At 68.4% G+C, this 13,816-nt stretch carries 12 protein-coding genes; 10 read left to right on the plus strand and 2 right to left on the minus strand.

The genetic code is table 11. The annotated features are described in order from the left end of the window. Positions 1–97 precede the first annotated feature (97 nt). A complete protein-coding gene (locus tag AAGI91_03590) occupies positions 98–337 on the minus strand; it encodes an acyl carrier protein (GenBank protein MEM1041690.1) in 240 nt (79 codons plus the stop codon). A gap of 240 nt (positions 338–577) precedes the next feature. Between AAGI91_03590 and metK the strand changes: the two genes are divergently transcribed. From metK to AAGI91_03605, 3 genes are all read left to right on the plus strand, one after another. Next, positions 578–1,747, plus strand: a complete 1,170-nt coding sequence (gene metK, locus AAGI91_03595) for a methionine adenosyltransferase (GenBank protein ID MEM1041691.1) — start codon at positions 578–580, stop codon at positions 1,745–1,747. A gap of 109 nt (positions 1,748–1,856) precedes the next feature. Beyond that, complete coding sequence (locus tag AAGI91_03600) at positions 1,857–3,152, plus strand: adenosylhomocysteinase (protein ID MEM1041692.1); 1,296 nt, start codon at positions 1,857–1,859, stop codon at positions 3,150–3,152. Positions 3,153–3,665: 513 nt separating this feature from the next. Then, on the plus strand, positions 3,666–4,544 hold the full coding sequence (locus AAGI91_03605; protein ID MEM1041693.1) for a bacteriorhodopsin: 879 nt from the start codon (positions 3,666–3,668) through the stop codon (positions 4,542–4,544). 137 nt (positions 4,545–4,681) lie between these two features. On the opposite strand, the gene AAGI91_03610 is transcribed toward AAGI91_03605, so the two are convergent. Next, positions 4,682–4,894 (minus strand): hypothetical protein, encoded by a 213-nt coding sequence (locus tag AAGI91_03610; GenBank protein ID MEM1041694.1) that lies wholly within the window; start codon positions 4,892–4,894, stop codon positions 4,682–4,684. A gap of 301 nt (positions 4,895–5,195) precedes the next feature. Between AAGI91_03610 and AAGI91_03615 the strand changes: the two genes are divergently transcribed. The 7 genes from AAGI91_03615 to AAGI91_03645 all read left to right on the plus strand — a co-directional run bounded on the left by AAGI91_03615 (position 5,196) and on the right by AAGI91_03645 (position 13,489). Further along, positions 5,196–8,129, plus strand: a complete 2,934-nt coding sequence (locus tag AAGI91_03615) for an insulinase family protein (GenBank protein MEM1041695.1) — start codon at positions 5,196–5,198, stop codon at positions 8,127–8,129. Between the two features lie 102 nt (positions 8,130–8,231). Continuing rightward, the gene (locus tag AAGI91_03620) at positions 8,232–8,888 is read left to right on the plus strand and encodes a hypothetical protein (protein MEM1041696.1); all 657 of its coding nucleotides are present in this window, start codon (positions 8,232–8,234) and stop codon (positions 8,886–8,888) included. A 173-nt stretch (positions 8,889–9,061) separates the two neighbouring features. Further along, positions 9,062–9,943: a permease-like cell division protein FtsX gene (locus tag AAGI91_03625; GenBank protein ID MEM1041697.1), complete on the plus strand. Its 882-nt coding sequence runs from the start codon at positions 9,062–9,064 to the stop codon at positions 9,941–9,943. Positions 9,944–10,017: 74 nt separating this feature from the next. After that, entirely contained in the window at positions 10,018–10,899 is an 882-nt protein-coding gene (locus AAGI91_03630) for a DUF4097 family beta strand repeat-containing protein (GenBank protein ID MEM1041698.1), read from the plus strand. A 118-nt stretch (positions 10,900–11,017) separates the two neighbouring features. Then, the gene (locus AAGI91_03635; GenBank protein ID MEM1041699.1) at positions 11,018–12,322 is read left to right on the plus strand and encodes a dihydroorotase; all 1,305 of its coding nucleotides are present in this window, start codon (positions 11,018–11,020) and stop codon (positions 12,320–12,322) included. Beyond that, positions 12,319–13,134, plus strand: a complete 816-nt coding sequence (locus AAGI91_03640) for a nucleotidyltransferase domain-containing protein (GenBank protein ID MEM1041700.1) — start codon at positions 12,319–12,321, stop codon at positions 13,132–13,134. The genes AAGI91_03635 and AAGI91_03640 overlap by 4 nt, the downstream gene beginning before the upstream one ends. A gap of 70 nt (positions 13,135–13,204) precedes the next feature. Continuing rightward, complete coding sequence (locus AAGI91_03645) at positions 13,205–13,489, plus strand: DUF433 domain-containing protein (GenBank protein MEM1041701.1); 285 nt, start codon at positions 13,205–13,207, stop codon at positions 13,487–13,489. Positions 13,490–13,816: the final 327 nt, after the last annotated feature.

The raw sequence follows: 13,816 nt of genomic DNA on the forward strand, positions 1-13,816 counted from the left end.
GGGAGAGACGGCGCAGCCGAGGGCGCGGTGCCCCGGGGTCGCCCGCTCTCCACGTCCCCGCAGGGTCGGGCACGTCGGCAGCGTGCCGACGGAGAGGCTACGCCGTGTGGTTAGCTTCGACGTAGTTGATGGCGTCGCCGACGGTGGCGATCTTCTCGGCATCCTCGTCGGGAATGGTCATGTTGAACTCCTTCTCGAACTCCATGATGAGTTCGACGGTGTCGAGGGAGTCGGCGCCGAGGTCGTCCTGGAAGGAGGCGGATTCGGTGATGTCGCTTTCGTCCACGCCGAGCTTCTCGACGATGATGGAGGTGACGCGGGCTTTGGTGTCAGCCATGTTGGCAAGGGGTGAGGGTAGAGAGGGCGAGAGGAAACGTCGCCGGGCGCGCCCGGACCTTGAAAAACTACGGTGGAGCACATTTGAAATCAATCTGCTCGGTCAGGGTCCGCCGCGCGCGCTGCGAAGTTCCGGTTAGAACGGAGCGTAGCTCGGACGGGTTGCACCCTCGCAGTTGGAGCCGCCCTCGGCCTGCGCTATTTTCGCCTGCTCTTTACGAACCCCCTTTTCCCGCGCGCCATGGTCTACCTCTTCACGTCCGAGTCCGTCTCCGAAGGGCACCCGGACAAAGTCTCCGACCAGATCTCCGACGCCCTCCTCGACGCGTTCCTCGAAGGCGACGCCGCCAGCCGCTGCGCCATCGAGACGCTCTGCACGACGGGCCTCGTGGTCGTCTCCGGCGAGGTGACGAGCGGGACCTACGTCGACGTGCAGGAGGTGGCGCGCCGGACGATTGAGGAGATCGGCTACACCGACCCCGCGCTCCGGTTCGACGCCCGCTCGTGCGGCGTCCTCGTCACGATCCACGAGCAGAGCGGCGACATCGCGCAGGGCGTGGACGAGGACACCGGCCTCCACGACGACCAGGGCGCCGGCGACCAGGGGCTGATGTTCGGCTACGCGACGAACGAGACCGAGGAGATGATGCCGCTCGCGCTCGTCTGCGCTCACGGCCTCGTCAAAGAGCTCGCCCGGATCCGCAAGGCGGGCGAGGTGATGCCCTACCTCCGGCCCGACTCCAAGAGCCAGGTCACGGTCGAGTACGAGGACGACCGCCGCACCGTCCGCCGCATCCACACCGTCGTCCTCTCGACCCAGCACGACGACGACGTGACGCTGAGGCAGATCGAGGCCGACATCCGCGAGCACCTCCTCCCGGCCGTCCTCCCGGCGGACCTGCTCGACGACGACCTCATTCTCCACGTCAACCCGACGGGCCGGTTCGTGGTCGGCGGGCCGCACGGGGACACGGGCCTGACCGGGCGCAAGATCATCGTCGACACCTACGGCGGCAAGGGGGCTCACGGCGGCGGCGCGTTCTCCGGCAAGGACCCCTCGAAGGTGGACCGGAGCGCGGCCTACGCCGCCCGGCACGTCGCCAAGAACATCGTCGCGGCGGAGCTTGCCGAGGAAGTCCTCGTCCAGGTCGCCTACGCCATCGGCGTCGCCGAGCCGGTCTCGATCGACGTGACGACCTACGGCACCGGGGCCGTCTCCGACGCCGCGCTCGTCGCCGCCGTGCGCGACACCTTCGACCTCCGCCCGCAGGCGCTCATCCGCCGCCTCGACCTCCTCCGCCCGATCTACCGGCCGACAGCCGCCTACGGACACTTCGGACGCCCCGACGTTTCGTGGGAGAAGCTGGACGGCGCGGAGGCACTCCGGCAGGCCGCCAGCAGCCTGGCCTAGCATGGCAACGGGCCGCGACATTCCGCGTTAAGAAGCGGCCAATCCCGAACCTACGGCCTCGCCCCGCGTTTGGCGTGGCTGACTCTGAACCCCAACCCCAGAAGCTACTATGGACCACAAAGAAGGACGTTACAAGGTCGCCGACCTCTCGCTCGCCGACGCCGGCCGCATGCGGATCGAGTGGGCCGAGAGCCGGATGCCGGTGCTGATGAAGCTCCGCGACGAGTTCTCCCAGAGCAAGCCGTTCGAGGGCTACAAGATCACCGGCTGCCTCCACGTCACGAAGGAGACCGCCGTCCTCATCGAGACGCTCAAGGCGTGCGGGGCCGAGGTCGCCTGGAGCGGCTGCAACCCGCTCTCGACCAACGACGAGGTCGCGGCCGCCCTCGCTGCCGGGCCGAAAGGCGACGGCGACGGCGTCGAGATCTACGCCTGGTACGGTCAGGACACCGAGGCCTTCTACTGGTGCATCGACCGGACGATCGACAAGACGCCCCACACGACGCTCGACGACGGGGCCGACCTCATCTTCCGCGTCCACTCGGCCTTCCCCGAGAAGGCGGCCGACATCATCGGCGGCTCCGAGGAGACCACGACCGGCGTCCACCGCCTCCGCGCGATGGCCGACGACGGCAAGCTCGGCTACCCGGTCTACGCCGTCAACGACGCCGAGACGAAGTGGGACTTCGACAACGTCTACGGCACCGGGCAGTCCACGCTCGACGGCATCCTCCGCGCCTCGTCGGTCTTGGTGGCGGGCAAGAACTTCGTCGTCGCCGGCTACGGCCACTGCGGGCGCGGCGTCGCGATGCGCGCGGCCGGGATGGGGGCCAACGTCATCATCACCGAGGTCAAGCCGACGGCTGCGCTCAAGGCGACGCTCGACGGCTTCCGCGTGATGACGATGGAGCAGGCCGCGCGCGAGGGCGACATCTTCGTCACCGCGACCGGCATGAAGGACGTCATCCGCGGCGAGCACTTCGTCACGATGAAGGAGGGCGCGATCGTCTGCAACACGGGCCACTACGACGTGGAACTCAACCTCAAGGAGCTCGCCGAGGCGTCGAGCGACACGCGGATGATCCGCACCGACAACCGCGAGTACACCCTCGACAACGGCAAGAAGATCTACGTCCTCGCCGACGGTCGCCTCGTCAACCTCGCCGCCGCCGAAGGGCACCCCTCGGAGGTGATGGACATGAGCTTCGCCAACCAGTTCCAGGCCCACCTCGAACTGATCAAAGCCCACGAGGCCGGCGAGACGATGGACAACACCGTCCTCGACCTGCCGGAGGAGCTCGACCAGCAGATCGCGCGCGTGAAGCTGGAGACGCTGGGGCTGGAGATCGACCGCCTCACCGACGAGCAGGTGACCTACGCCACCGACTACTCGGCCGGCACCTGATTCCAGAAGGTGGCAAGCAGTAGCAGAGGGCCGCCTCGCAGCGCGCGGGGCGGCCCTCGCTACGTTCACAAAATTGCCGCAGACACCGACCTCCCCGGACGCACCGAGACTGCTGAGGTCCAGGTCGCTGGGTAGCTGAGGCGAGACGGCACCTGCGTGCGGGGCATTAGCCATCCGTGCATCACCGCTCCTACCGTGGACCATGCCGCGACCATGCAGGCCCAGCGCTCGCCTTCGGACCCACTCGCCAAATCGTTCCCGCACAGTACCTATCCACATGCTGACTACGTACCGCAGGGGTCTGGCCGGAGGTCTTGAACTATACATTACAGGTGTTAGTTTACGCTAAACGTGCTTCAAGCGGAACCTTCACTATTTCGGTTGACTCAAAGATGCCGAACTCGTAAGTTTGGTTAAGGTCAGGAGACGCGCTGTTTAACAAGGGCTCCGCGCCGGTTCGCACATCCTGGCTCCCCCAAGCCTCTTCCTCATCACCCATCCACCCTCCCTTCTATGCTACCCAACGTCCCCTTCGAGAACTTCTTCTCGTACGACCCGATGGCCTACGACATGACGGCCCATATCCTCACGCTGGGGTATGCCTGCATGCTCGCCGGGCTGTTCTACTTCGTCCTCACCATCAAGAGCGTCTCGCCCAAGTACCGCATCTCGTCGGTGCTCTCGGTCGTGGTGATGGTCTCGGCGTTCCTGCTGCTCTACGCGCAGGCGCAGAACTGGCAGACCGCGTTCATCTTCGACGAGGGTGCCAACCAGTACGTCCGCGCCGACGGGGCCAACATCTTCACCAACGGCTACCGGTACCTCAACTGGCTCATCGACGTGCCGATGCTGCTCTTCCAGATCCTGTTCGTGATCAACATCGCCCCGGACCGGTTCGCGTCCTACCGCAACCAGTTCTTCTTCTCGGGCTCGATGATGGTCCTCACCGGGTACGTCGGGCAGTACTACGAGGTCTCCAACGCGACCGCGTTCTTCGTGTGGGGGACGATCTCGACGCTGTTCTTCGTGCATGTGCTCATCCTGATGCGCAAGATCCTCAAGGAAGGCCAGCAGGGCATGGCCCCGCGTGCGGCCCGCGTCATCGACGGCATCTGGACGCTATTCCTGGTCTCGTGGATGCTATACCCCGGTGCCTACTTGATGCCGGTCATCACGGACATGAGCAGCCTCATTGCGCTCGACGGTGGCACGGGTGCCTCCGGCGTTGGCCTCCTCCCGCTCATGGAGGGTGACACGGCTGTCGTCGCTCGCTCGATGACCTACACCATCGCCGACGTCACGTCGAAGGTGATCTACGGTGTGCTGCTAACCGTTGCAGCGCAGATCCGCAGCGAGGAGGAAGACGGGTACCGGGAAGTCGCTGTCGCCTAACGCGCAGCGCGACCTGAGCCCAAAGCGCTCGGCCGGCCGCTCCATCCCACGGAGCGGCCGGCCTTTTTTTACCCCCCAACACCAAACGGGGCCGACCCGCACACGGCAGGCCGGCCCCGTTGCCAGGCAGGTGCTTTCTACGCTTCGCCGCGCACGTTGGGGTTGTACACGTCGAGCGGGATCAGTTCGAGGAAGATGCCGCCGTCGCCAGGGTAGCTCTCGGTGTGCGACACCTGGTTGGTCCAGATCTCGTCGGGGATACCCGAGGGGAAAGCCTCGCAGTTGGGCTCCTGGGCGGCCTGGCGGTCGAGGTGGGTGCACGCGGTGCACTGGGACTGAGCGGGAATCATGGCTGCGTGGGGTCTGGTTGGTTGGCCGAGTGCTACACCGATAAGCCCTGCCGGATCCGTGCGGATTCAAAGTCATATTGAGTCTAAATAACTCTATTTCTACTGAGTCTAGATAAGCATTCAGGTCTAGTCTTTTTGCCTCCCAACTAACCGTTGCTTACCGGTGCGACCCGGCCTCTCGGACGGCCCGCGAGGCCCGGCTCCGACCCACATCATCCGCTCGCAGCACACGCCCCGCAACCGGGTGGTTCCTCGGCGGTCGTAGCTTCTTGGCCTCCTTAGTCCACCACCCGGCTCTTCGATGCTTTGCCGCGCACTCCTCCTCTTCGCCCCGCTGCTTTTCTTCGCCGCTTGCTCGTCGTCCGAGCGCGTCGCACCCGAAGCACCTGACCCCCCGGTCGGTCTAGACCCAGCCCTTCTGGCCGAGCCGCTCGGCCTCGACCCGGCGGTGCGGACGGGTACGCTCGCCAACGGGCTGACGTACTTCGTCCGCCGCAACGCCGAACCCCAGAACCGCGCCGAGCTCCGGCTCGTGGTGAACGCCGGGAGCGTGCTCGAAGAGGAGGACCAGCGCGGCCTCGCACACTTCGTCGAGCACATGGCCTTCAACGGGACCGAGCGCTTCCAGCGGCAGGAGCTCGTGGACTACCTCGAGGGCATCGGGATGCGCTTCGGGCCGGACCTGAACGCCTACACCTCGTTCGACGAGACGGTCTACCTTCTCCAGGTCTCGACCGACAGCGCGGGGCTGCTCGCTACGGGCTTCGACGTGCTCAAGGAGTGGGCCTCGGCCATCACGTTCGAAGGCGAGGAGATCGACAAGGAGCGCGGGGTGGTACTCGAAGAGTGGCGACTCGGGCAGGGGGCGCAGTCGCGGGTGCGCGACAAGCAGTTTCCGATCCTCTTCGGCGGCTCGCGCTACGCCGAGCGCCTCCCCATCGGCACGCCCGAGGTGATCGAGAACGCGCCCTACGAGCGGCTCCGCACGTTCTACGAAACGTGGTACCGACCCGACCTGATGGCGGTCGTCGCCGTCGGCGACTTCGACCCGGCGGATATCGAGCAGACGATCCGCGCCGCATTCGGCGGCCTGTCGAATCCGCCTGATCCCGCGCCGCGCCCGACGTTCGACCTGCCCCTGCACGACGAGACGCGCTTCGCGATTGCGGCCGACCCCGAGCTTACGCAGACGAGCGTGGCGGTGCTCACCAAGGAGCCGTCGGACCGGGAGCGAGACGTGGCCGCCTACCGCCGCACCCTTGTGGACCGGCTCTACAACCGGACGCTCAACGCCCGCCTCTTCGAACTGACGCAGCAGCCCGGCGCGCCCTTCCTCGGCGCGTTCACCGGCAAGGCCGGGTTCGTCCGCCCGACCGACCTCTACCTTGTGCAGGCCGTCGTGGCCGACGGCGGCGTGCCGCGCGGGCTGGACGCGCTTCTGACCGAGGCCGCCCGCGTCCGGCAGCACGGCTTCCTCGCTTCGGAGCTTGAGCGCACGAAGGCCGCCCTGCTCCGCGAACTCGAAGTCGCCTTCAACGAGCGCGAGACGACCGACTCGCGGCGGTTCGCGGGCGCGCTCGTCAGCCTCTTTCTCGAAGGCGACCCTGCCCCGGGTATCGAGCGCGAGTACGAGCTTGCCCAGGTGCTCTTGCCAACCATCGGACTCGCGGAGCTCGACGCGCTCGCCAGCGAGGTGACGGGCGAGGCCAACCGCGTCGTCCTCGTGAGCGCGCCCGAGGCCGACGGCGTAGCGGTCCCGACCGAGGCTGAGTTGCGCGCCGTGTTCGAAGCCGTCGAGGACCGCACCATCGAGCCGTACACCGAAACGCTGTCGGCGGAGCCGCTCGTGGCCTCGCCGCCCGCGCCGGGCGCGATTGCGTCGGTCTCGGTCTACCAGGACGGCAGCGGGATCACCGAGTGGGAGCTCGCCAACGGCGTCCGCGTCGTCCTCAAGCCGACGGACTTCAAGAGCGACGAGGTGCTCGTGAGCGCGTTCAGCCCCGGCGGGACCTCGCTCGTCTCCGACGCCGCGTTCCGCTCGGCCGAGCAGGCGTCGGCGGTGGTCAGCATCGGCGGCGTCGGGGCCTTCAGCGCCCTTGCCCTCGACAAGAAGCTCGCGGGCGAAGCGGTGCGGGTGCGGCCCTACGTCGGGAGCCGCGAGGAGGGGTTCACGGGCAGCGCCTCGCCGGACGACCTCGAAACCCTCTTCCAGCTTCTCCACCTCTACGCGACGGCGCCGCGCGAAGACGCCGAGGCGTTCGTGGCCTACACCGAGCGGATCCGCGGCGTGCTCCAGAACCGCAGCGCCCAGCCCGAGGCCGCCTTCGCGGACACGCTCCAGGTGACGCTCGCCCAGCACCACCCGCGCCGCCGGCCCTTCACGGTCGAGACGCTCGGCGCCGTCGAACTCGGCGAGGCGCTCGCCGTCTACCGCGACCGGTTCCGCGACGCGAGCGACTTCACGTTCGTCTTCGTCGGCGCGTTCACGCCCGAGGCGATGGAGCCGCTCGTCCGGCAGTACCTCGCCACCCTCCCCGGGGCCGGCCGCGAGGAAACACCGCGCGACCTCGGCATCCGCCCGCCCGCCGGGGTCGTCGCCAAGACCGTCCGGCGCGGGATCGAGCCGAAGGCGCGGGTGCAGCTCGTGTTCTCGGGCACCCTCAGCGTCCGGCTCGACACGCTCGACTACGACGACACCGTCGAGATCGACGGCCGGACGGTGGCTGTGGCAGACTCGGTCTTCGGAGCCCGGCGGACTGCAGCGCGGGCCGAGCGGTTTGTCCTCGGCGCGCTCGAGGACGCCCTCAGCATCCGGCTGCGCGAGGAACTGCGCGAGGACCGGGGCGGCGTCTACGGCGTCGGCGTGAACGCGAGCGTGGACCGGATGCTCGGCCTCTACTCCGTCTCGGTCGGCTTCGGCTGCGACCCGGAGCGCGTGGACGAACTGACCGCCGCCGTCTTCGCCGAGATCGAACGCTTTAAGGCGGACGGCCCGACGGACGAGGTGCTCGGCAAGGTCAAGGAGGGCGACCGGCGGGCGCAGGAGCTCGCCCTCCGCGACAACGGAGCCTGGCTCGGGGCCCTCGGCGCAGCCTACCGCCACGGCGAGGCTCCGATGGGGTTCGTGGACCGGACCGACCTCATCGACGGCCTGAGCGCGGACGCAGTGCGCAGCGCGGCGCAGGCCTACCTCGACACCGAGCGCTACGTGCAGGTCGTGCTGCTGCCTGAGTAAGCTCGGAGGAGCGGAAGAAAGGAAGAGCGGAAGCGTCTCGGGACGCACCGCCGTCGTATTCTTCCGCACTTCCGGTCTTCCCCGCTTCCGCTCCGAAAAGCCATGCCCCCCACCCTCTCCGACGCTGACCGGGACCGCATCCGCACGGCCGTCGCCGAGGCCGAGCGGCGGACCTCCGGCGAGATCGTCCCGTATCTCGTCGAGCGGAGCGGGCGCTACGAGGTCGCCGTCTGGCGCGGGGCGTCGGTGGCGGCGATGGGGACGATGTTCGTCGCCATCCTCGTGCTGCAGGTCTACGACGGGTGGGGGCTGGGCTGGCTCTACGCGAGTTGGGGCCTCGCGCTCCTGGCCTCGCTCGCGGGCGTCGCCGGGGCGCTCCTCGCCACCGTCGCTCCCGTCAAGCGCGCCCTCGCGGGCGAAGCGCGGCTCGCCCGCCGCGTCCACCGCCGCGCCTCGCTCGCGTTCCTGGACGAGGAGGTCTTCTCGACGCGCGACCGCACCGGCATCCTTCTCTTCGTCTCGCTCTTCGAGCACCGCATCGAGGTCCTCGGCGACGCCGGCATCAACGAGCAGGTCAGCCCCGAGGAGTGGATCGAGGTCGTGGACACCATCCGGCGCGGCATCAAGCAGGGCGACCTCGCCGGCGGGCTCGTCGAGGCCATCGGCTTGTGCGGGCAGTTACTCGAAGAGAAGGGCGTCGCCATCAAGCCCGACGACACGGACGAACTGCCCGACAGCATCCGGCTGCGGGAGGAGTAGGTGTTGGCAGGGCGTGGGGAGAGGAGGGTAGGGAGAGAAGGGAGGGGAATCTTAACCCCCCTACCTCCGTGCCCGCCGTCTGGATATCCCTCCGTTCCTTCCACGCCCTCCACGCCCTCATTCTCCGTCCCTCCCTCCACGCCGTATTTTGCCCACCCCACTCCGCCGCCACGATGCCCCTCTCCTACACCGTCCGCGAAGGGCTTGCCGGTTTCCGGCGGGCGCGCTTCGCCGCGCTGACTGCGACGAGCGCCCTCACCGTCGCGCTCGTGCTGATCGCCGTATTCGGACTGCTGGCGTGGCAGGGAGCGCAGGTCACGAACTGGCTCAAGCAGCGGATCGGCGAGGTGCAGGTCTTCGTCTCGAACGCGGCCGACGAGCGCGCCACGAACGCGCTCCGCCTCAAGCTCGAAGCCACGCGCGGCGTGGACGAGGTGGTCTACGTCTCGCGCGAGGACGCCATCGCCGAGTTCCGCCGCGAGTTCGGCGAGGAGGCCGGGTCGCTGCCGGAGGACAACTTTCTCCCCGCCTCGTTCCGCGTCCAGCTAGAGCCGGACTGGGCGAACGCCGACAGCCTCGGCGGCCTCGCCGGGCAGTTCACTACGTGGAACCGGGTGGACGAGGTGATCTACAACCAGCCCCTCCTGGCGAAGGTGCAGCGCAACCTCCGCGTCTTCCTGCCGATCGCGCTCGGCCTCGGCCTCGTCGTCGTCGCGGCGGCACTCTTCCTCGTCGCCAACACGGTCCGGCTGACGATCTACGCCCGGCGGATGCTGATCCGCACGATGAAACTCGTCGGGGCGACGAATGGGTTCATCCGGGGCCCGTTCTTGGTCGAGGGGATTGCGCAGGGCGTGGTAGCTGGGGCGCTCGCGTGCCTACTCGTGTGGCCGGTCTACGGATTTTTGCTGCGCGCCGTCCCGCAGACGCAGGGCTGGCCCGGCGGCTCGCCGCTCTGGACCCTCGCCGCCGTCGTCCTCGTAGGCATCGGGCTGGGCTGGCTCGGGTCGTGGATGGCCGTCCGGCGCTTTGTCAAGCGTATCCAACTCTCGTGACGTAGGCCGTGGGCTTTCAGCTTCTCGTGGTCGGACTGACAGCCGAAAGCCAACAGCCGAAAGCCCTTCTCCTCATGCGCCCCCTCTGGCTCTGCCTCCTGCTTCTCTTCGCGCTGCCCGCCTGCCAGTCCGACTCCGACGTGACGCGCGGCGAGGACGGCACGCTGCGCCTCGGCCGGGAGGAGGCGCGGGCCATGACCGAGCGGGCCGTCCGGCTCGGCGACCGGACCCTCGTCCTCGACTCGGAGACCGGCTCGCTCTCGGTCGTCGGCACCGACGCCGAGGAGGTACGGCTCCGCATCGAGCGCATCGCACGCGGGGCCACGCTCGGCTCGGCGCAGTCGCGCCTGGAGCGCCTCACGATTGACGAAGCGGGCGACGACGAGATCTACCAGTACGTCTTCCGCTGCAACGGCGTCGAGGGGGCGCGCATCGATGTCGTCGCCGAGGTGCCGCGCGGAGCCCGGCTCAACGTGGCGCTCGAACGGGGCACCATTCGCCTCTCCGACGCGGCGGGCGATGTCGCCGTGCTCAACGAACTCGGATCGGTGGAGGCCACCGGGCTCGGCGGCCGCGAGGTCTCGGTCCAGACCGAGTTGGGCGATATCGAAGCCGCCTTCGCTGCGCTTCCGGCCGAGGCCGACGTGCAGATCGAGACCGGGAACGGCAGCGTCACGCTCACTCTGCCGGGCGGCGCGAGCGCCGAAGTCAGCGCCCAGACGCAGACGGGCACGATCGCCGTCGAGGGCCTCGCCTTCACGGACCGCGCCCTCAACGCGGCGGGCAACCGGTTCCGCGGACGGCTCGGGCGCGGCGAAGCCGAGGTTGCCGTCGAGACGGAGGTCGGCAGCATCAGCCTGAACGAAGGCGCGGCCCCGCGCTCGGACGGCCCCGAGAGCGACACGACGGTCGTCCCGCCCGGAGCCCCCGTCGCCCCGAGCCCTCCGGTAGAATGAGCCCGGCGCTCCCGGACGAGACGGGGGCTGCGCTCTCACACAGGCTGCACGGAGATAGGCTGCGTGAGGACGTGCGGGCGCGTTAACTTCGAGCCCCACGCGCCGACCTGCTCGCCCCATGACGCCCGACCTCCTGATCCAACACGGCACCCTTCTCGACCCCAACTCCGGCGCCACCCGCCGCGCCGATATCCTCATCCGCGGCAGCCAGATCGCCCGCATCGCAGGCGAGATCGAGGCCGAGGACGGCGTCGCGGTCTACGACGCAAACGGTAAGCTGATCTCGCCGGGATGGATGGACATGCACGTCCACTTCCGCGAGCCGGGGCAAGAGCACAAGGAGACGATCGAGACCGGCGCGCGCGCCGCCGCCTTCGGCGGGTTCACGGCCGTCGCCTGCATGCCCAACACCGAGCCGCCGATTGCGACCCGCGACGTGGTCGAGTTCGTCCGCAAGCGCGCCGACGGGCTGGCGGTCGATGTCTACCCGATTGGCGCGGTCTCGAAGGCCCGGGCCGGGGAGCACCTCGCCGAACTCGGCGACATGGCTGCGGGCGGGGCCGTCGCGTTCTCCGACGACGGAAGCCCGGTGCAGGACGCGGGGCTGATGCGCCGGGCGCTCGAGTACGCCCGCACGCTCGGCACGCCGATCCTTCAGCACGAGGAGGACCTGACACTCAACCCCCACGGGCACATGCACGAGGGGGCCGTCGCCACGCGCCTCGGCGTCCCCGGCATCCCAGCCCTCGCCGAGGAGGTGATGATCGCCCGCGACGCCATGCTCGCGGACTTCACCGGCGGGCACGTCCACGTCTGCCACATCTCGACCGCGAAGGCCGTTGCCATCGTCCGGCAGGCTAAAGCCGACGGCGTCCCGATGACGGCCGAGGTCTGCACCCACCACCTCGCCCTCACCGACCAGGCCGTCGAGGACACCGACTTCGACACGCACACCAAGATGCATCCCCCGCTCCGCACGGCGGAGGACGTGGCGGCGCTCAAAGAGGGCCTCAAGGATGGCACGATCGACGTGCTCTGCACCGACCACGCGCCGCACGCGAGCTTCGAGAAGGAAGTCGAGTTCACGGCCGCGCCGTTCGGGATCCTCGGGCTGGAGACGTGCTGGGGCCTCGTCGGGCGCGAGCTCATCCGGCCGGGCGTGCTGACGGTCGCCGAGGCGGTGCGTAAGCTGACCGTCGAGCCGCGCCGGATTCTGCGGCTGGCGCAGCCGACCCTCGAGGCGGGAGAGCCGGCCAACCTCACGATCTTCGACGCCGAGACCGAGTGGACCTTCGAGGCTGCGCACATCCACTCGAAGAGCAAGAACACCCCGTTCGTCGGCTCGCCGATGGTCGGGCGAGCGTGGGCGGTCTACAACAGCGGGCAGCTTGTCGAGGCCGAGCCAGGGCAGGCAGAGGCGTGAGCAGGCAGTCCCTAAGCGAGGCCGTCGGGCCGGAGGTGCAGCGGGCGATACGCGCTCGGCTGCGAGCTATCGAGCGCGAAGAGCGGGTGTGGATTGTCTACGCCGTCGAGTCCGGGAGCCGGGCGTGGGGCTTCGCCTCGGCCGACAGCGACTACGACGTGCGCTTCCTCTACGTCCGTCCCCGCGACTGGTACCTCACCATCGACGCCGAGCGCAAGCGCGACGTCATCGAGCGTCCGATCTCGGACGACCTGGACCTCAGCGGCTGGGACCTCAGGAAGGCGCTCGGGCTGTTTCGGAAGTCGAACCCGCCGCTGCTGGAGTGGCTGCAGTCGCCACTCGTGTATGTCGAGGACGGCCCGGTAGCGGAGCAGATGCGGGCGCTGCTGCCGACCCACTACGCGCCGCGCGCCTGCTTCTACCACTATCTCAGCATGGCGCGCAACAACGCCCGGAGCTACCTGAGGGGCGAGACGGTCCAGCACAAGAAGTACTTCTACGTGCTGCGGCCCCTCCTGGCGTGCCGGTGGATCGCCGAGGCGCGCGGCCCAGTCCCGATGGAGTTCGAGGTGCTCGTGCGTGCGATGCTGGACGATGCAGCTGTGACCGAAGAGATTGTAGACCTGATCGCCCAGAAGCGCGTCGGGCTGGAAGCCGAGCGCGGTCCGCGTCTGCCAGCCATCCACGCGTTCGTCGAAGCAGAGTTGGAGAAGCTCGGAAAAGAGGCAGACGGGCTACGCACCCCGGAGACTGTCCTCGGCCCGCTCAATCAGCTTTTCCGCTCCACCCTTGACGCCTTCGACCAGCGGTAGCGGCGCGAAGAGCCTGTCTTTCCGCTCAACTCACGCTCAACGCCATGTCCGCGCAGACTCTGGGCCCCGCATCGAGCAGGCCCCCGGCGTGGTTGAGGGCAGACCGCGCATCGCCGGACGGCGCATCGCCCTGCAGCACATCGCCGCCTGGCGCGAGCGCCTCGGCCTGAGCGCCGACGAGATCGCCTCGGAGTACGATCTGGCACTCGCGGACGCGTATGCGGCCCTCGCCTACTACTACAGCCAACGCGAGGACGTTGACGCAGCGATCCGCGAGGGCGAGGCGTTCGCGGAGGCAATGCGAGCGCAGATGCCGTCGAAGGCGAGGGACCTACCGGATGGCCGAGACGATTGAGAAACTGTTTGGGGAAGGAGCGGGAAGCCGAGACCCGGCGAGGCCGACCGCTACGAGGAGCGCGAGTGCGAAGCATCGAGGAGCGTAGCGACTCCTCCAGCCGATGCCGAGGTATCGGCGATGGAGCGCGACGCTGGAGCGGGGGGCCGCGCTCGTTCTCGCCTGCGTCCTCGAATACAGGCTCTAATACCAGTTCTTCAGGATAGTGTCTCACCTACACGAGGTCGTCCCCGCGTAGGCGGGGACCCATGCACCCCCCTACGTGAAGCGCCGCCGCCTGATGGATGCCCGCCTGCGCGGGCATGACATGAGAGTGAGGCAACAATC

It is taken from the genome of Bacteroidota bacterium, assembly GCA_038746285.1.
GTDB lineage: Bacteria > Bacteroidota > Rhodothermia > Rhodothermales > JANQRZ01 > JANQRZ01.

Excerpts from the sequence above, each read along its gene's own strand:
- AAGI91_03590 (MEM1041690.1), bottom strand. The coding sequence starts at position 337 with ATGGCTGACACCAAAGCCCGCGTCACCTCCATCATCGTCGAGAAGCTC.
- metK (MEM1041691.1), top strand. The coding sequence starts at position 578 with ATGGTCTACCTCTTCACGTCCGAGTCCGTCTCCGAAGGGCACCCGGAC.
- AAGI91_03600 (MEM1041692.1), top strand. The coding sequence starts at position 1,857 with ATGGACCACAAAGAAGGACGTTACAAGGTCGCCGACCTCTCGCTCGCC.
- AAGI91_03605 (MEM1041693.1), top strand. The coding sequence starts at position 3,666 with ATGCTACCCAACGTCCCCTTCGAGAACTTCTTCTCGTACGACCCGATG.
- AAGI91_03610 (MEM1041694.1), bottom strand. The coding sequence starts at position 4,894 with ATGATTCCCGCTCAGTCCCAGTGCACCGCGTGCACCCACCTCGACCGC.
- AAGI91_03615 (MEM1041695.1), top strand. The coding sequence starts at position 5,196 with ATGCTTTGCCGCGCACTCCTCCTCTTCGCCCCGCTGCTTTTCTTCGCC.
- AAGI91_03620 (MEM1041696.1), top strand. The coding sequence starts at position 8,232 with ATGCCCCCCACCCTCTCCGACGCTGACCGGGACCGCATCCGCACGGCC.
- AAGI91_03625 (MEM1041697.1), top strand. The coding sequence starts at position 9,062 with ATGCCCCTCTCCTACACCGTCCGCGAAGGGCTTGCCGGTTTCCGGCGG.
- AAGI91_03630 (MEM1041698.1), top strand. The coding sequence starts at position 10,018 with ATGCGCCCCCTCTGGCTCTGCCTCCTGCTTCTCTTCGCGCTGCCCGCC.
- AAGI91_03635 (MEM1041699.1), top strand. The coding sequence starts at position 11,018 with ATGACGCCCGACCTCCTGATCCAACACGGCACCCTTCTCGACCCCAAC.